Source organism: Pseudomonas sp. RIT-PI-S, assembly GCF_025642975.1.
Classification (GTDB): domain Bacteria; phylum Pseudomonadota; class Gammaproteobacteria; order Pseudomonadales; family Pseudomonadaceae; genus Aquipseudomonas.
The window spans coordinates 37,136-63,304 of the sequence record NZ_JANZKJ010000014.1 but is presented as its reverse complement, the minus strand read 5'-3'; the positions used below and the strand labels follow the sequence as shown (position 1 = coordinate 63,304).

15 protein-coding genes are annotated in these 26,169 nt (G+C 68.6%); 5 read left to right on the top strand and 10 right to left on the bottom strand.

The features are described from left to right. The first annotated feature begins 1 nt into the window (after nt 1). Nucleotides 2-973 carry a GNAT family N-acetyltransferase gene (locus OGL93_RS18005; protein ID WP_263264180.1) on the top strand — a complete coding sequence of 324 codons (972 nt, stop codon included), beginning with the start codon at nt 2-4 and terminating at the stop codon, nt 971-973. 703 nt (nt 974-1,676) lie between these two features. Here OGL93_RS18005 and OGL93_RS18000 read toward each other — a convergent pair. Next, the gene (locus OGL93_RS18000) at nt 1,677-2,234 is read right to left on the bottom strand and encodes a GNAT family N-acetyltransferase (RefSeq protein ID WP_263264179.1); all 558 of its coding nucleotides are present in this window, start codon (nt 2,232-2,234) and stop codon (nt 1,677-1,679) included. A 138-nt stretch (nt 2,235-2,372) separates the two neighbouring features. Between OGL93_RS18000 and OGL93_RS17995 the strand changes: the two genes are divergently transcribed. Continuing rightward, nucleotides 2,373-2,801, top strand: a complete 429-nt coding sequence (locus OGL93_RS17995; protein WP_263264178.1) for a TOBE domain-containing protein — start codon at nt 2,373-2,375, stop codon at nt 2,799-2,801. Nucleotides 2,802-2,892: 91 nt separating this feature from the next. Here the strand turns inward: OGL93_RS17995 and OGL93_RS17990 are convergent, their stop codons facing one another. The 4 genes from OGL93_RS17990 to OGL93_RS17975 form a co-directional block, all read right to left on the bottom strand. Beyond that, on the bottom strand, nt 2,893-3,618 hold the full coding sequence (locus tag OGL93_RS17990) for an ABC transporter ATP-binding protein (protein ID WP_263264177.1): 726 nt from the start codon (nt 3,616-3,618) through the stop codon (nt 2,893-2,895). A 3-nt stretch (nt 3,619-3,621) separates the two neighbouring features. Beyond that, a complete protein-coding gene (locus OGL93_RS17985) occupies nt 3,622-4,464 on the bottom strand; it encodes an ABC transporter permease (RefSeq protein ID WP_346659655.1) in 843 nt (280 codons plus the stop codon). Beyond that, nucleotides 4,461-5,465: an aliphatic sulfonate ABC transporter substrate-binding protein gene (locus OGL93_RS17980; protein ID WP_263264174.1), complete on the bottom strand. Its 1,005-nt coding sequence runs from the start codon at nt 5,463-5,465 to the stop codon at nt 4,461-4,463. Before OGL93_RS17980 ends, OGL93_RS17985 begins: the two co-directional genes overlap by 4 nt. A 112-nt stretch (nt 5,466-5,577) precedes the next feature. Next, entirely contained in the window at nt 5,578-5,982 is a 405-nt protein-coding gene (locus tag OGL93_RS17975; protein WP_263264279.1) for a DoxX family protein, read from the bottom strand. Between the two features lie 301 nt (nt 5,983-6,283). Between OGL93_RS17975 and OGL93_RS17970 the strand changes: the two genes are divergently transcribed. Continuing rightward, nucleotides 6,284-6,886, top strand: coding sequence for an antibiotic biosynthesis monooxygenase (locus OGL93_RS17970; RefSeq protein WP_263264172.1), 603 nt, complete (start codon nt 6,284-6,286; stop codon nt 6,884-6,886). Here the strand turns inward: OGL93_RS17970 and OGL93_RS17965 are convergent. Beyond that, entirely contained in the window at nt 6,873-8,297 is a 1,425-nt protein-coding gene (locus tag OGL93_RS17965) for a PLP-dependent aminotransferase family protein (RefSeq protein ID WP_263264171.1), read from the bottom strand. The genes OGL93_RS17970 and OGL93_RS17965 overlap by 14 nt on opposite strands. Before the next feature lie 125 nt (nt 8,298-8,422). Here OGL93_RS17965 and OGL93_RS17960 point away from each other — a divergent pair, with 125 nt between their 5' ends. Further along, the gene (locus tag OGL93_RS17960; protein WP_263264169.1) at nt 8,423-8,854 is read left to right on the top strand and encodes a carboxymuconolactone decarboxylase family protein; all 432 of its coding nucleotides are present in this window, start codon (nt 8,423-8,425) and stop codon (nt 8,852-8,854) included. Between the two features lie 82 nt (nt 8,855-8,936). Here the strand turns inward: OGL93_RS17960 and OGL93_RS17955 are convergent, their stop codons facing one another. Then, entirely contained in the window at nt 8,937-9,467 is a 531-nt protein-coding gene (locus OGL93_RS17955) for an RNA polymerase factor sigma-70 (protein ID WP_263264168.1), read from the bottom strand. Nucleotides 9,468-9,702: 235 nt separating this feature from the next. Between OGL93_RS17955 and OGL93_RS17950 the strand changes: the two genes are divergently transcribed. Beyond that, complete coding sequence (locus OGL93_RS17950) at nt 9,703-22,620, top strand: non-ribosomal peptide synthase/polyketide synthase (RefSeq protein ID WP_263264167.1); 12,918 nt, start codon at nt 9,703-9,705, stop codon at nt 22,618-22,620. 795 nt (nt 22,621-23,415) lie between these two features. Here OGL93_RS17950 and OGL93_RS17945 read toward each other — a convergent pair. The 3 genes from OGL93_RS17945 to OGL93_RS17935 are packed head-to-tail and all read right to left on the bottom strand — an operon-like array spanning nt 23,416 to nt 26,120. Beyond that, nucleotides 23,416-24,189, bottom strand: a complete 774-nt coding sequence (locus OGL93_RS17945) for an ABC transporter substrate-binding protein (RefSeq protein ID WP_263264166.1) — start codon at nt 24,187-24,189, stop codon at nt 23,416-23,418. Between the two features lie 60 nt (nt 24,190-24,249). Next, a complete protein-coding gene (locus OGL93_RS17940; RefSeq protein ID WP_263264165.1) occupies nt 24,250-25,104 on the bottom strand; it encodes a PfkB family carbohydrate kinase in 855 nt (284 codons plus the stop codon). A gap of 2 nt (nt 25,105-25,106) precedes the next feature. Beyond that, nucleotides 25,107-26,120: an SIS domain-containing protein gene (locus OGL93_RS17935; protein ID WP_263264164.1), complete on the bottom strand. Its 1,014-nt coding sequence runs from the start codon at nt 26,118-26,120 to the stop codon at nt 25,107-25,109. Nucleotides 26,121-26,169 lie beyond the last annotated feature (49 nt).

The following is a 26,169-nucleotide window of genomic DNA, read 5'->3' as shown; positions in this document are numbered from 1 at the left end:
CATGGCCAGCCTGTCGTTGCCGTGCCCGAACGGCCATACCCTGCACCTGGACCTGAGCGCTGGCACCCTGGCCCTGGACGATGGCTCGCTGGCACGCCGGGAGGGCGACACATGGCGCCTGAGCGCCGCCGCGGAGCCCGTCCTGGCGGTGTGGGCGTTGGCTTACAGCTGTTTTGCCGCGGACGCGGGCTGCCAGGCCATTACTCTGCGGCTGGCGCAGGCGCCCGCCGCGCTGCTGCAGCAAGGCCTGTTGCACCCGGCCGAGGCGGGATGCTGGCACCTGGAGCGCGCTGCCTTCTGGCAGGTGCCATCGCCATGGCTGCGCACTGCCGCCAGCAACGGTTATCCGTTGCGCCCGGTGATCAGCGACGGCCGCCGCCACCCGCGGCGGCCGCCCAAGCCCAGCGGCGAGGTGTACCGGCGCTTTGACGCTGCCCTCGGCAGCTGGGTGTCGCTGCGGGTGCTGGACCGCGACCTGGACCTGGCCCTGTTCCACCGCTGGCAGAACCATCCCCGGGTGGATGCGTTCTGGAACGAAGCCGGCAGCTTGGCGCAACACCGCGCCTATCTCGAGCGCCAGGCCGCCGACCCCCATGCGTTCAGCCTGATCGGCTGCTTCGACGATGAACCGTTCGGCTATTTCGAAGCCTACTGGGCCAAGGAAGACCGCATCGCGCCCTTTTACGCCGTCGACGACTACGACCGCGGCATTCATATGCTGGTGGGCGAAGAGCACCATCGCGGCCCGCACAAGATCCAGAGCTGGCTGCCCGCCCTGGTGCACTATTTGTTCCTGGACGACAGCCGTACCCAGCGCGTGGTCGCCGAACCCCGCGCCGACAACGCCCGGATGATCGGTCATATGCAACGGCTGGGCTTCTGGCAGGAAAAGGAATTCGACTTCCCGCACAAACGCGCCGCCCTCATGGTGCAGAGCCGGGAACGGTTCTTCGACCGGTGTGGGTTGCGCTAAAGGCGGGCTCGGCGCCCCAGGAGCCCCATGCCCTAATGGATGGCCCATGAGGAGCCCATGCTCTACAAGGATGGCTCGTCAGGAGCCATGCCCTAAAGGGTCACCCCTGTGGGACCGGGCAACGCCCGGGAACCAAACGCTGCGGGAAGCTTGGCCGCCTGGTTCGCAGGCTAGCGCCAGCTCCCACGCCGTCATGCCGTCATGCCGCCACGCCTCCGCGCTCCGAGCCTGGCGCGTCGCCGCGTCGCCTGGTGCCTTAGTCCACCTCACCCCCTCCTATGGGACCGGGCAGCGCCCGGGAACCAAACGCTGCGGGACGCTTGGTCGCCTGGTTCGCAGGCTAGCGCCAGCTCCCACGCCGTCATGCCGTCATGCCGTCATGCCGTCATGCCGTCATGCCTCCGCGCTCCGAGCCCGGCGCGGCGCCGCGCTGCCTGGTGCCATGGGCACTTCACCCTCTGTGGGACCGGGCAACGCCCGGGAACCAAACGCTGTAGGAGGCTTGGTCGCCTGGTTCGCAGGCTAGCGCCAGCTCCCACGCCGTCATGCCGTCATGCCGTCATGTCATCACGCCTCCGCGCTCCGAGCCCGGCGCGGCGCCGCGCTGCCCAGTGCCATGGGCCTTCAGCCCCTGTGGGACCGGGCAACGCCCGGCAACCAATCGCTATGGGCCGCCCGGTCGCGAGTGCCGGTTCCTGCGCTATCAATCAGGGTGCCGATGCCGCTTCAACCATGCTTCCCGGGTGATTTCCCAGGTGTGCTTCTGCATCCATCCACACACGAAGCTGCCTTCCGCCGTGTCGACCAGGCGCATGCCTTCGCGCTCCGATACCCGGCGCGACGCGGCATTGCCTGCTGCCTTGGGCACCTGCATCAGCGGGCGCTTGAGCGTCACGAACCAATAGGCATTGATAGCCTCGCAGGCTTCGCGGATATAGCCCTGGCCTTGCCACGGCGGGGCCAACCAAAAGCCGCGATGATTCCCCGGCTGGTCGTACAGGCAAATGCTGCCGATGCGCTGCGCGGGTTCCTCGGCCAGGCGGATCATCCAGTGCCACTCGCTACCCTCGGCCATGGCCGGCAAGGCCTGGTCGCGGACGTAGGTCAGCGCCCCGTCGGCCGGGTAGGGCCAGGGCACGCGGCTGTCGAGATACCGCACGACCTCCCAGTGAGGGAACAACTGCTGGATCGCGGGCGCGTCCGCGAGCGCCAGCGGGGTGAGGATCAGCCGCGGGGTGTGGAAGGTGGGGAAATCGGGCATGGCGGGGTCCTTGCGAGCCATTGGTGCTGCGGCCTGGATAGACGTTTGATGCCGGTAAACGGCCGCTATAGTTGCAATAACATAGCGCTCTTTCCGATGATGCCGCGTTGATTTCCCCCACCGAAAAGGACATGCACTGTGAAAGTCAGCGCTCGCAACGTATTCAAGGGCACCGTTAGCCAGGTTCAAGAGGGCGCGGTCAACGCCGAGGTGGTGCTGGCATTGCCGGGGGGCGTGGAATTGGTGGCGACGGTAACCCTGACGAGCGTTCAGGCGCTTGCGTTGCAACCCGGCGCGGCGGCGGTGGCGTTGGTCAAGGCGCCCTGGGTGATGCTGATGACCGACGCGGACGACATCCAGCTGTCCGCGCGCAATTGCCTTGCAGGCACGGTGGTGAGCGTGACCGATGGGGCGGTGAATGCCGAGGTCGTGGTGGAGTTGCCAGGGGGCGCGCGGGTCTATTCCATCGTCACCCGCCAGGCCGTCGAGGAGCTTGGGCTGGCCCCGGGCGTTGCAGCAACGGCCGTGATCAAGGCCTCCCATATCATCCTGGGCGTGCCCAAATAACCCTGCTGGCGGGTTGAAGTCGCTGATCCGGGCGCCTCGGCTCGATCGAGCACGGGCGCCAGGCCTGCCTGCACCGGGGCTGGATGGCGAGCTACCGTCCCACTTGCAATTCTGCCAGCGCCTCGGCCTTGAGCCGGGCCAGGAGGTCGCTGCCACGCTCGCGCGGGTGAGGCAGCGCTACGGCCAGGCTACGGCGCACCGTGCCGGGGCGGTTGCCGATGACCAGCACGCGGTCGCTCAGGTACAAGGCTTCGTCCACGTCATGGGTGACCACCAGCAGGGCGATGCCATGGCGGCGGGCAAGCTGCAAGAGCAGGTCCTGAAGCTTGAAGCGGGTGAAGGCGTCCACCGCGCTGAAGGGTTCGTCGAGCAGCAGCACCCGTGGTTCGCCGTACAGCCCGCGGGCGATCGCTACCCGTTGCGCCATGCCACCCGATAGCGCCTTGGGCAGCGCGTGCTCGAAGCCGGCCAGGCCCACTTCGGCGATCAGCTGGCGCACCCGCGGGCGGTCGTAGCGATCATCGTCGGCGAAGCCGACGTTCTGTTCCACGGTCAGCCAGGGCATCAGCCGGGGCTCCTGGAACACGAAGGCGACATTGCCCGGCTGGCGGCGCAAGGTGCCGCGGTAGTCGCGGTCGAGCCCGGCGGCGATACGTAGCAGCGTGCTCTTGCCGCACCCGCTCTGGCCCAGGAGGCTGACGATCTCGCCTTCAGCCAACTGCAGGCGCAGCCGGCCGAGCACTGCCGTGTGGGCGAAGCGCTTGCTGTCCAGCCCAAGGTCCAGCAGGGGTGAAGGATGATCAATGGCAGTAGGCATCGCTTACGCTCCTGGGGCCTGCCCGGTGTAGGTATCGCGCCAGCCGAGCCAGCGCCGTTCGAGGGCCGCGAGCAGGCCATCGCTGAGCTTGCCGAGCAGCGCCAGTACGATGATCGCGGCGAGCACGATGTCGGGCCGCGAGGTTTCGCGGCCGTCACTGAGCAGGTAACCCAGGCCCTTGCTCGCCGCGATCAACTCGGCGGCCACCAGGAACATCCACGCCAGGCTCAGCCCGCCACGCAGGCCGGTGACCAGGCCGGGCAGGGCCGCAGGCAAGAGTATCCGGCGCACCAGCCGGCGGCGGTTGAAGCCGTACATCTGGCCCACCTCCACCCATTTGCGGTCGATGCCGCGGATGGCCGCCACCCCGTTGAGGTACACCGGAAAAAACGCCCCGATGGCGATCAGAACCACCTTCGAGGTTTCGCCGATGCCCAGCCACAGCAGCAACAAAGGCACCCAGGCCAGGCTCGGGATCGAGCGCAGGGCGGCCAGCGTCGGCTCCAGGTAGGCCTCGGCCTGGCGGCTAAGGCCGACCCACGCAGCCACGGCCAGCGCGAGGCTGGCGCCGAGGGTGAAGCCGCCGAGCACGCGCAGCAGGCTGGTGCCGATATGCCCCCAGAGCGGACCGTGCGCGAGATCGGCCAGGGTAAGGGCGATGTCGCTGGGCGGCGGCATCTGGTACGCGGGGATCCAGCCCAGCCGCACCACCGCTTCGAGCGTCGCCAGGATCGCCAGCGGAACCACCAGCCCCTTGCCACGGGCGCGCCAGCGCTGGCCGTGCGCCGGCAACGACAAAGCGTCGATGGGGGCCACGGCCAGGCGCTCGCTGTCGCCTTGGTTCATTGCTTGGCGACCGCCGTAGGGCCGAAGGCGGGGTCAATCAAGGTATCGATCACCTGGTTGACGTCCACCCCTTTGCGCACCAGCTCTTCGGCCACCAGGATCGGCGCCGCCCCCTTGGACGCGGCCACATCGGCGGCGGTCAGCCAGGGTTGGCTGAGGTCGGTACGGGACAGCTGCAGCTTGGCGACGTCCAGCGGCAGCTTGGATTCGTCCGCCAGCAACTGGGCGAAGTCTTCCGGGTGGGCCACGGCCCATTCCCGGGCTTGCTCATAGGCGGCGATCACGCTGTGCACCGCCTCGGGATGCACCTTGGCGTAAGTGTCGGTAACGCTCACCACGCCATAGCTGTTGAAGTCTTTGTTGCGGTACAGCAGGCGCGAGCCGGCTTGCAGTTGGCTCGCCGCCATGTGTGGATCGAGGCCGGCCCAGGCGTCCACTTCGCCCTTCTCCAGAGCGGTGCGGCCGTCCGGGTGCTGCAGGTGCAGCAGCTCCACGTCGCCTTTGTTCAAGCCTGCGGTGGCCAGGGCGCGCAGGGTGAAGAGGTAGGGGTCGGTGCCCTTGGTGGCGGCGATTTTCTTGCCCTTGAGGTCGGCCAGGGTCTTGAGCGGCGAGTCCTTCGGTACTACCAGGGCGGTCCATTCGGCGCGGCTGTAAACGTACACGGACTTGACCGGGCTGCCATTGGCGCGGGCCAGCACTGCGGCCAGGCTGGCCGAAGACGCGAAGTCCACCCCGCCGGTGTTCAGGTATTCGAGCGAGCGGTTGCTGCCTTGGCTGAATACCCAGCTGACCTTGGCCCCGGGAAACGCCTTCTCCACCAGCCCCAGGTGCTTGAGAGCCAGGCTCACTGGCGAGTAATAGGCATAATCCAGGCGTACCTCGCCAGGCGCCTGTTCGGCGGCGGCAAAGCTTGCGGTGCCCAGCGCCAGCACGAGCGCGGCCAGGGTACGGGAGGCGAAGGCAAGCGGGATGAAGGCACGGCGGCGCGGCGAAGCGAGCATGAAGAGGCGTCCAATTGGCGTGATCAAGGGAAGCCGAACCCAGGGGGATTCGAACGGCCCTAAAAGCTAATTGATCTAGATAACGCCGCGCTAATACCGTTTTTACATTAGCTCAGACGCGGTCGGTCTGAGTGCCGCGCCCTTGAGGCAAGCGCAGCACATAGGGGCCCGGCCCCGCCACCGCCAGGCCGCCGAACAGGATCAGCAGCAGCCAGGCGAACTGCCCCTCTTCGAGCGTCCACTCCGGATGCACGGCCACCAGCGCCACCAGCAGCACGCTCAGCAACGGCAGGCAGGCCAGCCGCGTGAACACCCCGGCGATGATCGCCAGTGGGCACAGCACTTCGGCGAACACCGCCAGGCCCAGGGTCAGCGGCGCGCCCAGGCCGAATGGATCTTCGATGCTCAACACCTCGCGCGACCAATGCAGCAGCTTGGGCAACCCATGCACGTGCAGCACCAACAGTGAACCGGCCACCCGCCAGAACAACAACGCCCAGGCCAGGTGGGGCGGCAGTGCAGGCGACGGGGCTGCGGAACGGGGCGCAAATCTCACGGCGATAGGTCCTTCAACGGCGGCGGTGGGCCTGCGTACTGTGCACTGCCTCGGCCAGGCGGTATTGGACCGTTGTGCTCAGCCTACGCCCCCCTGGCTGCTCGCGGGCTGGCTGTGGGGCCGGGAAAAGCCTGGGAGCGGCTTACGGGCCGGCCGCCCATGCAGGCAAGCGGTGCAGCGGCGCGAACGAGCACACCGGTGCAATCCTTGTGGGCTTGGCCCTCGCATACTGGCGCCCTATCTGCTTTAAGGAAGCGCACTCATGGCTGACCAACTGACCCCTCTGGCGAGCCCAGACACGGCCCAGGTTCCGGTGGAACCCAACGATGCAGTGACGCTGGTGATCCACCACAAGGTCCGCCGGGGCGAGCAGCAGCGCTACGAGGCGTGGCTCAAGCGCACGGTCAAGGCAGCGCGGGCGCAGCCGGGCCACTTGGGGGTGAATGTGATCCGGCCGGCGGCCGACAGCCAGGTGTTCACCTCGGTGCTGCGCTTTGCCAGCGTGCAGCAATTGCAAACCTGGATCGATTCGGCCGAACGCCATGCGCTGGTCGAAGAAGTGCTGCCCTTGCTCGACGGCGGCGACCACCCGCTGGTGCACAGCGATCCGGAATTCTGGTTCACCCCGGCCAACGGCGCGGGCAAGCAACCGCCCCGATGGAAACAGGCCGTGGTGAGCTATGCAGTGATCCTGCCGTTGTCGATCCTGGTGCCGATGCTGTGGCATCCGGTGTTCCTGCGCTACCCGGTGCTGGGCGGCATGCTGCCCAGCAACATGCTCATCACCGCGTGCATCGTGGTCTCGGTGATCCTGATCATGCCCAACGTCACCCGCTGGCTCGCCGGCTGGCTCACCGCAGACTAACGCCCGCCTGCTCGAATGCCAGCGCCAGCCGCTGCGCCAATTCGGCGGCCTGCTCGGTGCTGGCCACATTGGTAAAGCCCAGCAGCAATCCCTGCGTGGATGACGCTGCCTGATACCAACCGGATAACCCGTGCACTGCCAGCCCTAGTGCCCGGGCGGCCTTGGCGATGGCGTGGTCGTCGAGGCCGGGGCCGAGCCGAGCCAGCACATGCATGCCGCCCGCTTGGCTGTCCACCTGTAGCCGAGGCGCCAGCGCGGCATGCAGGGCCTCGACGAGCCAGGCGCGGCGCTGGGCGTACAGGCCGCGCATCCTCTTCAGGTGCCGGGCGAAATGCCCTTCGTCGATGAAGCTCGTCACCGTGGCCTGCCAGATCACCGGGCAATGGTTCTGCATGCTGTTGGCGGTGCTGGCGAAGCGCCCCACCAGTGCTTGCGGGACCACCAGGTACGCCAGGCGCAGGCCCGGGGCGAGCACTTTGCTGAAAGTGCCGGCATAAAGCACCCGGCCTTCAGTGTCCAGGCTCTTGAGTGCCGGCAGCGGCTTGCCGTGATACCGGTATTCGCTGTCGTAGTCGTCCTCGATGATCCAGCTCTGTTGCTGGTTGGCCCAGGCAAGCAAGGCCTGGCGGCGCGGCAGGGTCAAGGCCACCCCCAACGGGCTTTGATGGGTCGGGGTGACCACGGCCAGGCGTGCGTCGGGCGCGCGCCGCAGGCCTTCGGCGACGTCCAGCCCATGGGCATCCACCGGCACCGGGACCAGCCGCGCGCCCGCCTGTTGCAGAAACTCCCGAGCCATGAAGTAGCCGGGGTCCTCGAACCAGCATGGCGCGCCGGGTGCCAGCAGGGTACGGCAGATCAGCTCCAGGCCAGCGCGATAACCGGCGCAGATGAATACCTGCTCGGGCGTGCAGGCGATGCCCCGGGAGATGCCCAGGTAACTGGCCACGGCCATCCGTAGCGGCGCGTAGCCCAGCGGGGAAGGGTAGGCCAGCCCTGGCAAGCCGCTGCCGCGCAGCGCGCGGTTCGCCAGGCGGTTCCATAGTTTGCGCGGGAACGCATCGAGCGCCGGCAAGCCCATTTGCAGCGGGGGCGGTAATTCGCCGGTATGCAGCGCCGGGGCCGTGCCCGTTGGCGCGGGCAACACCTGGGCGGCGGGCATTGGCTTGAGCAGCGGCGACACCACGGTGCCCGCCGGCCCCCGGGTTTGCAGGTAACCCTCACTCACCAGCAGCTGATAGGCCGCGTCCACCGTGCCCCGGGCCAGGTTCAACTCCGCCGCGAGTGCTCGCACCGACGGCAGGCGATCCCCCGGTCGCAGGCGGCCATCGGCAATGCTCTGGCGCAGCCGCAGGTAGAGCTGGCGATACAGTGGGTGGGTAAGGGCAGGGTTGAGTTCAGAAGGCGACAGCATGGCCCACTCGGTTTGTTATCTTTTGGCTCTATAGGGTAGGCCATTCAGGGCCTACAGTGCGCGCAGTGTTTCGAAGTGGCCCCTGTCGGGCCGCTGAACCTGCCACGTTTCTCGGAGAGCCTTCCATGAGCCAGCTTCGCCTACCTTTTTCCAGCCTTTCGCCGGCCGCCTACCAAGGGCTGGTCAGCACCAGCAACGCATTGGCCGACAGCCCCCTTGGCAAGCCGTTGGTGGAGCTGGTCTACCTTCGGGTATCACAGATCAACGGCTGCGCCTTCTGCCTGGACATGCACGCCAAGGCCTTGCGCGGTGCGGGCGTGGCCCAGGCCAAGCTCGATTGCCTGGCGGGCTGGCGGGTAAGTGAGTTGTTCGATAACCGTGAACGCGCGGCGCTGGCCTGGGCCGAGGCGCTCACCGACGTTGCCCACCAGGGCGCGCCAGACGCGCTGTATGAACCCTTGAAAGGGCTGCTGGGCGATCAGGAGATTTCGGACCTGACCTTCGCCGTGGCCTTGATGAACGCGTTCAACCGGCTGGCGGTGGGAATGCGCTTGTAACGAGGAGCTGCCTACCGGTGTACCGCGGCCGGCGCCTGGGGTTCGCGGGCGGGCGCCTGCCTCCACAGTGGGCCGCGTGCCCTCAGGCCACCTCACCCACCACCTTGCGGCAGTGCAGCAGGGCGTCGCGCACCATGAAGTTGACCAGGGTGGGCGATACGCCCAGTTCCTTGGCGATGTCTTTCTGCGGTACGCCGTGCAAGCGGTACATCTCGAAGGCGTAGCGGGTGCGGGCGGGTAGCTCGGCCAGGGCCTCGTCGATGTCGGTCAGGGTGCTGTAGTCGAAGTAGGTGGCTTCCGGGGCGCCCAGGCCGGTGGCCACGTGTTCGCCTTCGGCCTCGGGGCTGGTGTAGCGCGATTCCACCGCACGCTTGCGGTAGTGGTCGATGGCCAGGTTACGCACGATCTGAAACAGGTACCCCAGCTGAGCCTTGAGCGACGAGGTGATTCGCGGTGCGCTTTGCAGTCGGAAAAATGCATCCTGGACTACATCTTCGGCGCGGGCGGGGCAGCCAATGATGCGGGTCGCGGCTTTGACCAATATCGTGCGCTGAGACACGAAGGTCTGTAGCAGCGGGGTATCACACGAACTGGTCGGCAGTAGATCTGACATGAGGCGGTCCTTGCGGCGAAAATCGCGGGCAGTGTGCGAAGCGAGGTGCAAATTATTTCCAAATGATAACGATTGTCAATAACAGAGTTTGCATTTGGCTATCGTTTGTAAGTTGACAGTTACCTGCACTGCGGCGGGCGGGGGTTAATTTTCATCGCACTGGCGCGTTTGTTGGGGTACCGACGCAGGCCTTGGCCGGCTGTTCTCACGGTACCGAACTCAAGCAGGAACCCCCATGACGGACGCCCCCGAACACTTCACTACCCTGGTCCAGGCCTTGCGCCACCGTGCCGAACAGGCGCCAGGCGGCCTTGCCCTGCGCTTTATCAGCGCCGAGGCGAACCAACCGGTTACCTATGGCGAGCTGGACCGCCGCGCTCGCGCTATTGCCGTGGCCTTGAGCGCAATCGCTCGGCCGGGGGATCGCGCGGCGCTGGTGTTCCATAGCGGCCCAGACTTCGTCGCGGCCTTCTTCGGTTGCCTGTACGCCGGGGTGATCGCCGTGCCGGCGTACCCGCCGACCTCCAGCAATGCCCAACACCAGCGCCGGCTGCTGTCGATCATCGAAGACGCCACCCCGGCCGTGCTGCTGGCCACCGCCGAGCTGGAAAGCGCGCTGCAGGCCTTGGGGCCGGTGCCTTGCCTGGCGGTGGATACGCTGGGCGGCGGCCTGGCCGAGCAGTGGCAGCCAACGGTGATCGATGGCCAAAGCATCGCCTTCTTGCAGTACACCTCCGGCTCCACCGCGCTGCCCAAGGGGGTGATGGTCAGCCATGGCAACCTGATCGCCAATGAAGTGCTGATCCGCCAGGGCTTCGGTATCGGCCCGGAGGACGTGATCGTCAGCTGGCTGCCGCTGTATCACGACATGGGGCTGATCGGCGGCCTGCTGCAGCCGATCTTCAGCGGCGTGCCCTGCGTGCTGATGTCGCCCAAGTATTTCCTCGAGCGGCCGCTGCGCTGGCTCGAAGCGATCAGCACCTATGGCGGCACCATCAGCGGCGGGCCGGACTTCGCCTTCCGCCTGTGCCGCGAGCGCATCCCGACCGCCGCGTTGGCGGGGCTGGACTTGTCTGGCTGGCGGGTGGCGTATTCGGGCTCCGAACCTATCCGCCAAGGCAGCCTCCAGGGCTTTGCCGAGCACCTGGCCCCGTGTGGGTTTGCCCCGGGAAGCTTTTTCGCCTGCTATGGCCTGGCCGAAGCCACGCTGTTTGTCACCGGCGGGCAACGCGGCCAGGGCATCGGCGCATTGGCGGTGGACCCCATGGCCTTGGCCGAGGGCCGCGTACAGGGCGGCGAGGGCGCTTGCCTGATGAGTTGCGGCCGAGCCCAGGCCGGGCATGGCGTGCGGATCGTGGACCCGCTCAGCCTGCGCGAGCTGCCGGCTGGCCAAGTGGGGGAGATCTGGGCCCATGGCCCCAGCATCGCCCAGGGTTACTGGCAAAACGCCGAAGCCAGCGCGGCTACCTTCGTGCAAGCCGACGGCCTGCGCTGGCTGCGCACCGGTGACCTGGGCGCGTTGCAGGACGGCGAGCTGTACGTGACCGGGCGGCTCAAAGACCTGCTCATCGTGCGCGGGCAGAACCTCTACCCGCAGGACCTGGAGCAGGCCATCGAGCGTGACGTGGACGGCGTGCGCGAAGGCCGCGTGGCAGTGTTCGCGGTGCCCGGCGACAACGAGGAGGCCATCGGCGTGGCCTGCGAAGTCGGCCGTGGCACCCAGAAACGCCTGCCCGCGGCGGCGTTGATCGAGCAGATCCGCCGCAGCGTCGCCCAAGCCTGCCAGCAAGCACCACAGGTGGTGGCGTTGCTCAACCCCGGCGCCTTGCCCAAGACCTCCAGCGGCAAATTGCAGCGCTCGGCCTGCTGGCCGCTGCTCAGCACCGGCGAGCTGGACGCCTATGCCCGCTATCCATCGCCGCACGCCGCGAGCGAAGCGCCATGCGCGGTCGACGATGGCGCCGTGGCGGCGATCTGGAGAGCCTGCCTGGGCGTTGCCCAGATCGCCCCCAGCGATGATTTCTTCCTGCTCGGCGGCAATTCCATCAGCGCCACCCAGGTAGTGGGCACCGTGCGCGCGCAGCTGGGCCGCGCGGTGGAGCTGCGCACCCTGTTCGAGGCGCCGGTGTTGGCCGATTTCTGCGCGGCGCTGGCCGCTTGCGCCCTGGTGCCCGCCGACGAGTTCGCCCCCACGCTGCCCAGCCGGCATCCGCAATCGGCGGCGCAGCGGCGGCTATGGCTCGCCTGGCAGTTGGACCCCGCCGGCGCGGCCTACAGCATTCCCGGCGGCCTGCGCCTGCGCGGCGAGCTGGACGAAGCGGCGGTGCAGGCGGCCCTCGGCCAGCTGGTGGCCCGCCATGAAGGCCTGCGTACGCGCTTCGGCGAAGACGAGGAGCAACCCTGGCAGCAGGTCGAAGCCAGCGCCGAGGTCGCCTGGCAGGTGCTCGACCTGCGCAGCCTGGCGCCGGCCGAGCGCGAGGACATCGCCCGCCACCGCCGCGACGCCGAGGCCCGCGAGCCGTTCGACCTGGTGCACGGGCCGCTGCTGCGCGCCAGCCTGGTACGCCTGGACGACACCGAGCATGAGCTCTGGCTGACCCTGCACCATATCGTTGCCGACGGCTGGTCGCTGAACCTGCTGCTCGACGAGTTCGCCCGCCTCTACGGGCAAGCCTGTGGTGGCCAGCCCGCTGCGCTCACCGCCTTGACCAGCAACGCCGCACAGTTGGCGCAGTGGCAGCAACGGCAGTTGGACGCCGGCGAGGGCGCCTGCCAGTTGGCGTGGTGGCGTGAGCAGCTGGGCGACGCGCCGCTGCCCCTGGCACTGGCTACCGACCGCGCCGCCGACGAACGCTCCGCGTCCCCGGCCGAACGCCTTAGCCTGCGGGTCAGCGACGCGCTGGCGCAGGGCTTGCGCGGCGCTGCCCAGGCCCAACAGGCCAGCCTGTTCATGTGGCTGCTGGCAACCTTCGAAGTACAGCTGTGCCGCCTGAGCGGCCAGCGCCAGGGCTGCATTGGCGTGCCCAGTGCCAACCGGTTGCGCGCCGAGGCCTTCGGCCTGGTGGGGTGTTTTATCAATACCCTGGCACTGCCGGTGCGCGTGGAGCCTGCCGAAGCCTTCAGCACGCTGCTGGCAAGGGTGCGGGAGTTGGCCCTGGGGGCCCAGGCCCGCCAGGCACTGCCGTACGATGAACTGGCCGCCAGCTATGGTGGCCGCGAGTTGTTCCAGGTGCTGTTCAACCACCAGCAACGTGACCTCAGCGTGCTCAACCGCCTGCCCGGGCTGCTCGCCGAGACCTTGCCGTGGCATAGCCGCCAGGCCAAGTTCGGCTTGCAACTGCAAACCGAAGAAGACCACCGCGGCCGCCTGGCACTGCATTTCGACTACGCCAGCGACCGCTTTGACCGCGCCACGGTGCAACGCCTGGCCGAGCAATACCTGCGCCTGCTGGAGCAAACGGTCGCCGCGCCGCAAACGCCAGTGGCCGCACTGGACCTGCTCGGCCAGCACGAGCGCCAGGAACTGCTGGCTTGGGGCGAAGAGCCGATGCCTGCCCCCCGCATGCTGCTGCCTGAGGCGCTGCACGCCGCGCTGGCCGCGCATCCGCGGCGGGTGGCGGTGCAATGGGACAACGCCCTCGACTACCACATGCTTGACCACCACAGCCTGCACGCCGCCGCTCGGCGCGTCGCTGCCGGGCTGATCGCCCAGGGTGCTGGCCCAGACGTGCCGGTGGCGATCTGCGCCGAACGCTCGCCGCAGCTGTCGGTCGGCCTGCTGGCCATCGTGCTGGCGGGCAGCGCCTGGGTGCCACTGGACCCGGACTACCCCGCCGAGCGCCTGGCCTACATGCTGGCCGATTGCGCCGCGCCGTTGTTGCTGTGCCAGGCCAGCCTGGCCGAGCGCCTGGCGGTGCCGCCCGGGGTCACCGTGCTGCCCCTGGACGATGCTCTCGAACCTGGCGCGGAGGTTGACCTGGCCTTGCCGGTGCTGCACCCGGACAACCTGGCGTATGTGATCTACACCTCGGGCTCCAGCGGCCGCCCGAAGGGGGTTGGCATCAGCCACGGCGCGCTCGCCGAGCGCCTGGCCTGGATGCAGGCGACCTATCGCCTCAATGAAAGCGACGTGCTGCTGCAAAAGGCGCCGATGGGCTTCGATGTGTCGGTGTGGGAGTGCTTCTGGCCGCTGATCAGCGGCGCCCGCTTGATTCTCGCCGCGCCCGGCGAGCAACGCGACCCCGAGGCGCTGATGCGCCGGGTACGCGACCACGGCGTGACCACGCTGCACTTTGTGCCGCCGCTGCTGCAAGTGTTCATCGACCAGCCCCAGGTGGCTGAATGCACCTCGCTGCGCCGGCTGTTCAGCGGCGGCGAAGCGCTGCCGGCGGCCCTGCGCGACCGGGTGCTGGCGCGCCTGCCAGCGGTGCGCTTGTACAACCGCTACGGCCCGAGCGAAACCGCGATCAACGTCACTCATTGGGCGTGCCTCGCCGAAGACGGCCCGCGGGTGCCGATTGGCCGGCCATTGGGCAACGTGACCTGCCGCGTGCTGGACGCGGACCTGAACCTGGCGCCAATAGGCGTGGCCGGCGAGCTGTGCCTGGCCGGCGCGGGCCTGGCACGGGGCTATCTGCGGCGCCCGGCCTTGACCGCCGAGCGCTTCATCCCAGACCCGCTCGGCGCTCCGGGCAGCCGCCAGTACCGCAGCGGCGACCGTGCCCGCTGGGACGACGGCGCGCTGGATTACCTCGGCCGCCTCGACAGCCAGGTGAAGCTGCGTGGTTTCCGGATCGAGCCAGAGGAAATCCGCGCCTGCCTGCTCGCCCAACCCGGCGTGGCCCAGGCCGCGGTGGTGCTGCGCGAGCACAGCGGCGGCCCTCAGCTGCTGGGCTACTACACCGCTGCCGCTGGAGGCGATGGTGTGGAAGCTGCCCACCTGCGCGCCGCCTTGGCCAGCGAACTGCCCGAATACATGGTGCCGGCGCAGCTCGTTCGGCTGCAACGGCTGCCCCTCGGCCCCAACGGCAAGCTCGACCTCGCCGCCTTGCCAGCGCCGGAGCAGCCGGCACGGCCCGGCACGCCACCACGCACACCGCTGCAGCAGCGGATCGCGGCGGTCTGGTGCGAAGTGCTGGGGCTTGCCCGGGTCCACCTCGAAGACGACTTCTTCGCCCTCGGCGGGCATTCGTTGTTGGCCACGCGAATCGTGTCCCGGGTGCGCCAAGCCTGCAATGTGGAGCTGGCGTTGCGGGTGCTGTTCGACCACCCCGTGCTGCTGGCATTTGCCGAGGCGGTGCAGGCCCTGCAGCTCGCCGGTGCCCGCGACGGTCAGGGGCCGATCCCGCAGGTCGACCGCCAGCTGCCGGTGCCGCTGTCGCCCTCGCAACAGCGCATGTGGTTCCTCTGGCAGATGGACCCCGCCAGCCCGGCCTACAACGTGGGTGGCATGGCGCGGCTGAGCGGTGTGCTCGACGTGGCCCGCTTCGAGGCGGCGCTGCAGGCGCTGTTGCAGCGCCACGAAACCTTGCGCACCACTTTCCCCAGCCCTGGCGGGGTGGCCGTGCAGCGGGTGAGCGCCAAGGCCGAGGTCCGCCTGGCCTGGCACGACCTGACCCGGCTGGCGCCCCAGGCGGCCCAGCAGGCGCTGGCGCAACTGGCCGATGAGCAGGCCCACTTGAGCTTCGACCTAGAGCGTGGCCCGCTGCTGCGCGCTTGCCTGGTGAAGACGGGCGGCCAGGAGCATTACCTGGTGCTCACGCTGCACCATATCGTTACCGAAGGCTGGGCCATGGACATCTTCGCCCGCGAGCTGGGCGAGCTGTACGAAGCCTTCCTGGACGAACGCGCTTCGCCGCTGCCGCCCTTGCCGGTGCAATACCTCGATTACAGTGAATGGCATCGCCGCTGGCTCGACGCCGGCGAGCGTCAGCGCCAGCTGGATTACTGGCAAACCCAGCTGCGCGGCGAGCAGCCGCTGCTGGAACTGCCCAGCGACCGACCACGCCCAGCGGTGCAGAGCCACCGTGGCGAGCTCTACCGCTTCGACCTGCCACCGGCGCTGGCCGAACGCACCCGCCACTTCAACGCGCGCCATGGCATGACGCTGTTCATGACCTGCACCGCCGCCCTGGCCGCCTTGCTCTACCGCTACAGCGGCCAGCAGGACCTGCGCATCGGCGCACCGGTGGCCAACCGCATTCGCCCCGAAAGCGAAGGGCTGATCGGCGCCTTCCTCAACACCCAGGTGCTGCGTTGTCAGCTGGATGGGCAGATGCGCGTGGGTGAGCTGCTAGCCCAGGTGCGGCAGACGGTGATCGAGGCGCAGACCCACCAGGACCTGCCCTTCGACCAGCTGGTGGAGGCACTGCAACCGCCGCGCAGCACCGCCTACAACCCGCTGTTCCAGGTGATGTGCAACGTGCAGCGCTGGGCGTTCCAGCAAACCCGCACCCTCGCCGGGATGACCGTGGAGTACCTGGCCAACGACGCCCGCGCCACCAAGTTCGACCTCAACCTTGAGGTGACCGACCTCGACGAGCGCCTGGGTTGCTGCCTGACCTATAGCCGCGACCTGTTCGACGCGCCGCGCATCCAGGCCATGGCCGAGCACTGGCAACGCCTGCTCGAAGCCCTGCAAGGGGACCCGCAACAGCGCCTGTGCGAACTGCCGCTGTTCAGCGAGGCTGAGTACCCTGAGCAGGTCGCGCGGCTGGCCGGCGCCACGCCGCTGCCGCCCACCACGCTAGACGCGCTGTTCAGCCGCCAGGTGCAGGCGACCCCCGATGCGCCGGCGCTGACCTTCGCCGGGCAGACCCTCAGCTACGCCCAGCTCGACGCCCGGGCCAACCGCCTGGCGCGGGGGCTGCTGGCGCGTGGGGTAGGGCCGGGCACCTATGTGGGGCTGGCGCTGCCGCGCTCGCTGGAGATGGTGGTAGGGCTGCTGGCCATTCTCAAGGCAGGCGCCGCCTATGTACCGCTGGACCCTGAATACCCCCTCGAGCGCCTGCGTTACCTGGTGGCCGACAGCGGCCTGCGCCTGTTGCTGGGCGAGGCGGCGTTGCTCGACACGCTCGGCCAGTTGCCGGCGGGCGTGGCGGGGTGGTCCCCGACCTCGACCGCGTTGGCCAGCCTTGGCGATGAACCCTTGGCACCGCGCAGCCACCCGCTGGCTCCCGCCTATGTGATCTACACCTCGGGCTCGACCGGCCAGCCCAAGGGCGTGGTGGTTGCCCATGGCGAGATCGCCGACCACTGCCAGGCGGTGATCGCGCGCTTTGGCATGCGCCCGAGCGACTGCGAGCTGCATTTCTATTCGATCAACTTCGACGCAGCGAGCGAGCGGCTGCTCACGCCACTGCTGTGCGGCGCCCGGGTGGTGCTGCGCGCCCAAGGGCAATGGGACCCGCAGAGCATCTGCGCGCTGATGGCTGCCGAACAGGTGACGGTGCTTGGCTTTACCCCAGGCTATGGTGCGCAACTGGCGCAGTGGCTGGGCGCCGAAGGGCGGCAGTTGCCGGTGCGGTTGTGCATCACCGGCGGCGAAGCCTTGACCGCCGAGCACCTGCAGCGCATTCGCAAGGGGTTCGTGCCGGCGCAGTTCTTCAACGCTTACGGGCCCACCGAAACCGTCGTGATGCCGCTGGCCGCGCTGGCGCCGGCTGAGCTGCCCACAGGCGCTACCACCGTACCGATCGGCACCCTGGTGGGCGCACGCGTGGCGTATGTGCTCGATGCCGACATGGCGCTGCTGCCCGAAGGCGCCGCGGGGGAGCTGTACCTGGGCGGCGCATGCCTGGCCCAGGGGTATCACGCGCGCCCGGCACTGACCGCCGAGCGCTTCGTGGCCGACCCCTTCACGCCGGGTGGCGGCCGCCTGTACCGCACCGGCGACCGCGTGCGCCTGCTCGCCGACGGCCAGGTGGAATACCTGGGCCGGGTGGACCAGCAGGTAAAAGTGCGCGGCTTCCGCATTGAACTGGGTGAAATCGAAGCCCGCCTGCGCGAGCACTCCGGCGTGGATGAGGCCGTGGTGCTGGCCGTGGACGGGCCATCGGGCAAGCAATTGGTGGGCTACCTCGGCAGCGCGATGGCGACCGAGCCGGCGCCTGCGGTGGACGCATGGCTGGCCGCGCTGAAGGGCCGCCTGGCCGCGCAATTGCCGGACTACATGGTGCCTGCGCAATGGACGCTGCTGGCAAGCCTGCCGCTGAACGCCAACGGCAAACTGGACCGCCGCGCGTTGCCGGCGCCGGTGGCGGCGGCCAGCGAGGGCCGTGCTCCTGCCACTGCCCTGGAAGCCGAGCTGGCCGAGGTGTGGGCCGCCGTGCTCAACGTGCCAAGCATCGGCGTGGACGATAACTTCTTCGAACGCGGCGGGGACTCGATCCTGTCGATCCAGATGGTCAGCCGCGCCCGCGAGCGCGGCCTGCATTTCACCCCACGGGACCTGTTCCAGCACCAGACCGTGCAGCGCCTGGCGCTGGTTACCCGCCGCCAAGCCCAGGCCCTGGCCGAGCAAGGCCCGGCCAATGGCGAAAGCCTGGCGACGCCCATCCAGCAATGGTTCTTCGAGCTTCCGCTCGCGCAGCCGGCGCACTGGAACCAGGCCGTGCTGCTGCACGGCCGCGAACGGTTGGCCGGCGAACGCCTGGGCGCCGCGCTGCAGGCGCTGGTGGCCCATCACGATGCCCTGCGCCTGCGCTTTGCCGCCGACGGCCAGGCGCACTATGCCCAGGCCTCCAACGCGGACCTGCTGTGGCAGTGCTCCGTGGACAGCGACGCCGCTCGCCTGGCGCTGTTCGAACAGGCGCAGCGCAGCCTGGACCTGGCCAACGGGCCTGTGCTGCGCGCGGTGCTGGTCGAAGGCCCCGGGCAGGCGCAGCAGCTGCTGTTGGTGATCCATCACCTGGTGGTCGATGGCGTGTCCTGGCGGATTCTGCTGCAAGACCTGCAGCAGCTTTACCGCGGCGCGCAACTGCCGCCGCGCACCAGCGCTGTCAGTGCCTGGGCAGCGCGCCTGCACGGCTATGCCAGCAGTGAGCCGCTGCGCGAAGAGCTCGGCTGGTGGCAGGCGCACCTGGGCGAGCCCACGCCGGGGCTGCCCTTCGATCACGCCGACGGCACCTCGCGCGAATGCGACGCCGCTCAATTGAGCCTGAGCCTTGGCGAGGCCTGCACGGAGCAGCTGCTCAAGCAGGCGCCGGCGACCTATCGCACCCAGGTCAACGACCTGCTGCTCACCGCGCTGGCGCGGGTGTTGTGCCGCTGGCAGGGGAGCGACGCGGTGCATGTGCAGCTCGAGGGCCACGGCCGCGAGCCATTGTTCGACGACCTGGACCTGACCCGCAGCGTGGGCTGGTTCACCGCCGCCTACCCGCTGCGGCTGGCGCCCACCGCCTCGGCAGCCGCGGGTGCCGCCGCAATGGGTGAGGCCATCCAGGCGATCAAGGCGCAACTGCGCGGCGTGCCGCACAAGGGCCTGGGCTACGGCGTGCTGCGCTACCTGGCCGAGCCGGGGCTGCGTGCGGCGACAGCGGCGCTGCCCGGTGCCGAGGTGAGCTTCAACTATCTTGGCCAGCTCGACCACACCTTGGGCGAGGACGCCTTGTTCGCGCCGATGGATGGCCCGCTCGGCGCGCTGCACGACCCACTGGCGCCACTGCCCAGTGCGTTGGGCATCGACTGCCAGGTGGCTGGCGGCTGCCTCGGCATGCGCTGGACCTACAGCCGCGAACGCTTCAATGCGGCCACCATCGAGCGGCTGGCTGCGGCGTATCGCCAGGAGCTGGAGCAACTGGTCGAGCACTGCCTGGGCAACGCTGGGCGCCTGGAGCCGGCAGACTTCCCCCTGGCGCGGCTGACCCAGGCGCAACTGGACGCCCTGCCGGTGCCTGCCGCCGCGATCGAAGACATCTACCCGCTCACGCCCATGCAAGAAGGGCTGCTGCTGCACACCCTGCTCGAACCCGGCACCGGGCTGTACTACATGCAGGACCGCTACCGCATCGACAGCGCCCTGGACCATCCACGTTTCGCCCAGGCGTGGTCCACGGTGGTGGCCCGGCACGAAGCGCTGCGCGCCTCCTTTGTGTGGAACGCTGGCGAGGCCATGCTGCAAGTGATCCATGCACCCACGCCGGTGGCGCTGGACCTGCTCGACTGGCGCCAACTCCCCGCCGAGGCCCAGGAGCGGGAGCTGCAAGCGCTGCTCAAGCGCGAGCGTGAGGAGGGCTTCGCGCTGTTGGAACGCCCGCCTTTCCACCTGCGGCTGATCCGCGTGGAAGACGCCCGTTACTGGTTCATGATGAGCAACCACCACATCCTCATCGATGCCTGGTGCCGTGGCTTGCTGATGAGCGACTTCCTCGAGCTGTACACCGCGCTGGGCGAGGGCCGGCCGGCCAGGCTGGCGCCAGCGCCGCGTTATCGCGACTACATCGCCTGGCTGCAGCGCCAGGACCCGGCGCAGTCCCATGCCTGGTGGCGCGGCAACCTGGCCGGCATCGAGCGGCCCACGGCGCTACCTTGCGACCGCCCGCTGGTGCGGGACCACGCCGGGGAGCAGGGCGGCATGATCGTAGGCGACCGGCAAGTGCGCCTGGCCACGGAACAGGGTGCCCGGCTGCGCGAACTGGCCCAGCGCCACGGCCTGACCGTGAACACCTTCGCCCAGGCGGCCTGGGCCCTGGTCCTGCACCGCTACAGCGGCGAGCGTGACCTGGTGTTCGGGGTGACCGTGGCGGGCCGCCCGGTGAACGAGCCGCAGATGCAGGCCACCGTGGGGCTGTTCATCAATAGTGTGCCGCTGCGGGTGACACTGCCCGCGGCCGATGCTCGCTGCACCGTCGCCGATTGGCTGCGCACCTTGCTCGACAGCAACCTGGCCCTGCGTGAGCACGAGCACCTGCCGCTGGTAGCGATCCAGGAGGCCAGCGAAGTGCCCAAGGGCCAGCCGCTGTTCGACAGCCTGTTCGTGTTCGAGAACGCCCCGGTGGACGTGGCCGTGCTGGACCGGGCCCAGCAGCTCAATGCCACCTCCGATTCCGGCCGCACCCACACCAACTTCCCGCTGACGGTGGTGTGCTACCCCGGTGATGACCTGGGGTTGCACCTGTCTTACGACCAACGCTACTTCGACGGCGCTACCATCGAGCGCCTGCTCGGGGAGTTCCGCCGCCTGCTGCTGGCGCTGGCCGATGGGGTGGCCGATGACCTGCATGCCCTGCCGCTGGACGGCGAGGCAGAGCGCGAGTTTCTCCTCCAGGGTTGCAACCAGAGCGCGCGCCATTATCCGCTGGAAGCGGGTTATGCCCGGCTGTTCGAAGCCCAGGTGGCGGCCCACCCGCACCGGGTTGCCGCGCAGTGCCTCGGCGAGCAACTGAGCTATGCACAACTCAACCGCCAGGCCAACCGCCTGGGCCACCGGTTGATCGCCGCTGGCGTGTTGCCTGACCAACCGGTGGCGCTGCTGGCCGAACGCGGCCTGGGGCTGCTGGGCATGATGGTGGGGGTGTTCAAGGCCGGCGCCGGCTACCTGCCGCTGGACCCGGCCCACCCCACGGGCCGCCTCACCCGCATCCTGGCCCTGAGCCGCACGCCGCTGCTGGTGTGCAGCGCGGCTTGCGTGGAGCAGGCCGAGGCACTGCTCGAGGCACTCGGCGGCCCTTCGCGCCCACGCGTGTTGGTGTGGGACGAGGTCCAGGCCGGCCCGGCGCCCGAGCACGACCCGCGGGTGTACAGCGGGCCGCGTCACCTGGCTTATGTGATCTACACCTCGGGCTCCACGGGCGAACCAAAAGGGGTGATGGTCGAGCAGGCAGGCATGCTCAACAACCAGTTGAGCAAGGTGCCGTACCTGGAACTCACCGCCGAGGACGGCATCGCCCAGACCGCCTCGCAGAGCTTCGATATCTCGGTGTGGCAGTTCCTTGCCGCGCCCCTGTTCGGCGCCCGCACGGTGATCGTGCCGGATGCCATTGCCCACGATCCGCGCTCGCTGCTCGAACAGGTACCGGCGCAGCGGATCACGGTGCTCGAAAGCGTGCCGGCGATGATCCAGGGCATGCTGGCCGACGACTGCCCGGCCCCGGCGGGGTTGCGTTGGTTGCTGCCCACCGGCGAGGCGATGCCACCGGCGCTGGCGCGGCAGTGGCTGCAGCGCCACCCTGGCATCGGCCTGGTGAACGCCTATGGCCCTGCCGAATGCGCGGATGACGTGGCCTTCCACCGGGTGACCGACGCCGATACCGCGGGCAGTTACCTGCCCATCGGTAGCCCCACCGACAACAATCGCCTGTACCTGATCGGCGGCCAGGGCCTGGTGCCGCTGGGCGCCGAAGGCGAGCTGTGCGTGGCCGGCGTTGGTGTGGGCCGCGGCTACGTGGGCGACCCCGTGCGCACCGCGCTGGCCTTCGTGCCGCACCCGTACGGCGCGCCGGGCGAGCGGTTGTACCGCACCGGCGACCTGGCACGCCGGCGCGGCGATGGTGTGCTCGAATACGTCGGCCGTCGCGACCATCAGGTGAAATTGCGCGGCTTGCGCATCGAGCTCGGGGAGATCGAGGCCCGGTTGCACGCCGAGCCATCGGTGCGCGACACCGCCGTCGCCGTGCAGCAGGGCGCCAACGGCCCGTACCTGTTGGGTTACCTGGTCGCTGCGGGAGCGACGACCGCCGAGGATCACGCCGGCTGGTTCGAGCAGCTGCGCCAGGCCCTGCGCCAGGCGCTGCCTGAGTACATGGTGCCAGTGCACTGGCTGGCGCTCGAACGATTGCCGCGCAATGCCAACGGCAAGCTCGACCGCAAGGCGCTGCCGGTGCCCGAGCAGGGCGCGACGCCGCTGCAGGCCTACGAGGCGCCACGCACGCCGCTGGAGCAGACCCTCGCGGACATCTGGGCGCAGGTGCTCAAGGTCGAGCGGGTTGGGGTGCGCGACAACTTCTTCGAGCTGGGCGGGCATTCGTTGCTGGCCACGCAGATCGCCTCGCGGGTGCAGCAGGCGCTGCAACGCAACGTGCCGCTGCGGGCGATGTTCGAATGCAGCACCGTCGCGGCCCTGGCCGAGTACCTGGAACGCGACGGCACGGCCGGCATCACCGCGCAGAAGGCCGAGCTGTTGGACGACCTGATGTCGAGGTTGGAGATGTTGTAAGTGGGGGGCTGTGGGCCCGGCAATCTTCCTTGCGTGTGCGGTTCGCCGGCTGGCGCCGGCTCCTACAGTGCGGAAGGTAGCCCGGGCTCCGAGGGTAACCTGTGGGACCGGGCCAAGCCCGGGAACCCTCCGATGAGCACCGGCCTTCGCCGGCTAGCACCTGTGCGTCGAGGATAACCTGTGGGACCGGGCCAAGCCCGGGAACCCTCCGATGAGCACCGGCCTTCGCCGGCTAGCACCTGTGCATCGAGGATAACCTGTGGGACCGGGCAAAGTCCGGGAACCTCCCGCGCACACCGACGTCCGCCGGCTACCACCTGTGCATCGAGGCTACCTGTGGGACCGGGCAAAGCCCGGGAACCCTCCCGCGCGCACCGGCGTCCGCCGGCTAACACCCGGGCATCGAGGGTAACCTGTGGGACCGGGCCAAGCCCGGGAACCCTCCGATGAGCACCGGCTTTCGCCGGCTGACACCCGGGCGTCGAGGATAACCTGTGGGACCGGGCCAAGCCCGGGAACCCGCCCGCACACACCGGCGTTCACCGGCTAGCACCCGTGCGTCGAGGCTACCTGTGGGACCGGGCCAAGCCCGGGAACCCTCCTAGGCACACCGACGTCCGCCGGCTGACACCCGTGCATCGAGGATAACCTGTGGGACCGGGCAAAGCCCGGGAACCCGCCCGCACACACCGGCCTTCGCCGGCTAGCACCTGTGCGTCGAGGATAACCTGTGGGACCGGGCAAAGCCCGGGAACCCGCCGATGAGCACCGGCGTTCGCCGACTGGCACAGGCGGTCAGTTGGCCGGCGCAATGTCGTAGTCGAAATATTTGCGGGCGATGCGCTCATAGGTGCCGTTCTGGTGGATTCGCCCAAGCGCCTGGTTGATCTCCTTCGCCAGGGCCGTGTCGCCTTTGCGCAGGCCAATGCCGGTACCGGGGCCGAAAACGTCCGGTGCCTTGACCACGCCGCCGGCATAGGCGAAGCCCTTGCCCATCGGTTGCTTGAGCAGGCCCTCGGAGGCGGCGGTGGCATCGTCGAAGGCAGCGTCCAGGCGCCCGTTGATCAGGTCGGAGTAAGTCAGGTCGCTGCTCTGATACGGCACTACCTGCACGCCGTTCGGTTCCCACATACGCCGGGCATACACCTCGAACACGCTGCCTTGCTGAACGCCGATGCGCTTGCCGCGCAAGGACTCGGCAGTCGGCTGCAGCGGGCTGCCCTCGCGGGCTACCAGGCGCGCCGGGGTGTCGAACAGGGTGTCGGAAAAGGCGATGACCCCCTTGCGCTCCTCGGTGATCGACAGCGAAGACAAAATGGCATCGAACTTCCTGCCCTTAAGGGCGGAAATCATGCCGTCGAAGGCGTTTTCCACCCAGACGCAGCGCCGCTGCAGCTCGGCGCACAGGCTTTCACCCAACTCGATGTCGAAACCCGTCAGCGACCCATCGGCGCGCTTGGCCTCGAACGGTGGGTAGGTCGGGTCAACCCCGAAGCGCAGTTCTCCGGTTGCGCCCCAGCTCAGCAGTGGGCACGTGACAAGCAGCAAACCGATCAGCGTTTTTTTCATCGACAAGGTATCCACCACACGTTGAAAGAACTGCCCGGGCTCGGCCCAAGGCTCCGCGCCTCAGCCCTGAGCGTTCAGGGCCTGTTTCAATTGCCGTGCACGTGCGGCCGTTATGGCGCGGCCATGGCCGAAGCCGCCGGGCCAGCCGCACACCTGGGCGGCATAGCCGGCGCCTTGGGCCAGGCACTCCGGCAGGCCATGCCCGTCTTGCCAGGCGAGCAGGAACGCCGCCACGAAGCCGTCGCCGGCGCCCATGCTGTCCACCAGCGTGCAGGGCAGGCTGGCCTGCTCATGTACCCCTTGGGCATCGACCGCGATCGCTCCCTCGGCACCACGGGTCAGCACCACTATGGTCGGCCCCCGGGCGCGCATCGCCTGGGCCAGTGCAAGGGCCTGCTCCCGGTTGAGCGCCGCCGCCGAGAAAAAGGCGATGTCCACATGAGCGATCAGCGCCTGCCAGTCGAACTCTTCCCAGTTGTCGGAAAAGTCGAAGGAGAGGCAACCGCTGGCGTTGCGGACAGCCTCCAGTTGCTGCTCCAGGCCGCTGTAGAGGCTGCTGTGCGCCAGTGGGAAGGTGGCGAGATAGGCAAGGTCCTCGGCCGACAGCCTCAGCTGCCGGCACACCCCCGGGTCGCTGCCGAGAAACACCCGTTCGCCGTCGATGCGGTCGACACAGGCCCAGCCATTGGGGCCGGGCAGGGTACGGCAGTGCCCGGCCGCGACGCCTTCCTCGGCCAGGCACGCCAACAGGCGCTGGCCGTGCTCGTCGCTGCCCACGCAGCCCAGGTAGGCGCTGGTGGCCCCCAGGCGCGCCGCGAACACCGCAACGTTCAGGGCATTGCCGCCTGGGTAGTCCAGCAGTTGGTCCAGGTACACGTCCAGGGTGTTGTCACCGACCGCGACAAGACGGGCCATGCTCAATACTCCGTTTTCCACATGTAGCGGCGCGTGGTCAGCGGTTGCTGATGCCAGACCGCCAGGTGGGCCGCGATACGTTCGGCGGCGATACCCACCACGTAGGGCGCCACCAGAGCGCGTATCTCTGGGGCGATGCCTTCCATGGGGAAGTCTTTGGCGTCATACACCATCACCCGCTCGGTATAGCGCTGGCAGAAACTCACTACGCGCTCCATCTGCCCCCTGCTGGGGTCTTCCCCCACGAACAACAGCAGCGGCGTGCTGGCATCGATCGCTTCGAAGGGGCCGTGGAAGAACTCCGCCGCTTCCACGGGCAGGCAGTGCAACCATTGGCTTTCCATCACTACGCACACGCCGAACACATAGGCGGTGGTGAACATTGGCCCGGAGGCAAGGAAGTACATCAGCCGGTCGTCTTTATACAGGCGCGCTTCTTCCATGGCGCGGCGGTCGTTGTTGATCGCCGCCTCCGCCAGCACCTGCGGCAGTGCCTTGAGCGAGCGGGTGAGTTTGCCCAGCAGCGGCCAGTCTTCACGGCTGGCGAGGATGCCGCCGATCAACGCCTGCAGCGCCATGAAGCAGCCGAAATAGGCTTCGTCCGTGCGCCCGAGCAGGAAGCAATGCTGCACCGCCTGGGCCAGAGGCAGGTCGGCGGTTTGGGTTACGCCCACCGTCAGGCAGGGCTTGCCCTGCAAGAAGCGCGCGGCGGCGATGGTCTCTTGGGTGGTTCCAGACTTGGACGCCAGCACCACAAGGGTGCGTTCGTCCAAGCGCGGTGGGTCGATGTCCATGAACTCGGCGGGGAAGTAACGGCGAACTTCCAGCGACGGGCTGTAGCGCTCAAGCCAGTACTGCAGGCCGAGCATGATGCGGTTAGGGGCGCCACAGCTGACGAAGTAGATGCGGTCGATGCGGTGAGCCAACGCCTGGCCATGGCTGGCGGCGTCATCGACGAGGTGAACGGACTGCTGCAGGGAAGCGATAAAGCCCTCCCGGTTGAACGCGATCGCCATAGGTGCTCCTGGGTGCGGGGTCGCGGAGGGGAGACATCGAGCCTCGGCC

Coding starts and splice junctions, on each gene's coding strand:
- OGL93_RS18005 (WP_263264180.1), top strand. CDS start 2: ATGGCCAGCCTGTCGTTGCCGTGCCCGAACGGCCATACCCTGCACCTG.
- OGL93_RS18000 (WP_263264179.1), bottom strand. CDS start 2,234: ATGCCCGATTTCCCCACCTTCCACACCCCGCGGCTGATCCTCACCCCG.
- OGL93_RS17990 (WP_263264177.1), bottom strand. CDS start 3,618: ATGCCTACTGCCATTGATCATCCTTCACCCCTGCTGGACCTTGGGCTG.
- OGL93_RS17985 (WP_346659655.1), bottom strand. CDS start 4,464: ATGAACCAAGGCGACAGCGAGCGCCTGGCCGTGGCCCCCATCGACGCT.
- OGL93_RS17980 (WP_263264174.1), bottom strand. CDS start 5,465: ATGCTCGCTTCGCCGCGCCGCCGTGCCTTCATCCCGCTTGCCTTCGCC.
- OGL93_RS17970 (WP_263264172.1), top strand. CDS start 6,284: ATGGCTGACCAACTGACCCCTCTGGCGAGCCCAGACACGGCCCAGGTT.
- OGL93_RS17965 (WP_263264171.1), bottom strand. CDS start 8,297: ATGCTGTCGCCTTCTGAACTCAACCCTGCCCTTACCCACCCACTGTAT.
- OGL93_RS17960 (WP_263264169.1), top strand. CDS start 8,423: ATGAGCCAGCTTCGCCTACCTTTTTCCAGCCTTTCGCCGGCCGCCTAC.
- OGL93_RS17955 (WP_263264168.1), bottom strand. CDS start 9,467: ATGTCAGATCTACTGCCGACCAGTTCGTGTGATACCCCGCTGCTACAG.
- OGL93_RS17950 (WP_263264167.1), top strand. CDS start 9,703: ATGACGGACGCCCCCGAACACTTCACTACCCTGGTCCAGGCCTTGCGC.
- OGL93_RS17945 (WP_263264166.1), bottom strand. CDS start 24,189: ATGAAAAAAACGCTGATCGGTTTGCTGCTTGTCACGTGCCCACTGCTG.
- OGL93_RS17940 (WP_263264165.1), bottom strand. CDS start 25,104: ATGGCCCGTCTTGTCGCGGTCGGTGACAACACCCTGGACGTGTACCTG.
- OGL93_RS17935 (WP_263264164.1), bottom strand. CDS start 26,120: ATGGCGATCGCGTTCAACCGGGAGGGCTTTATCGCTTCCCTGCAGCAG.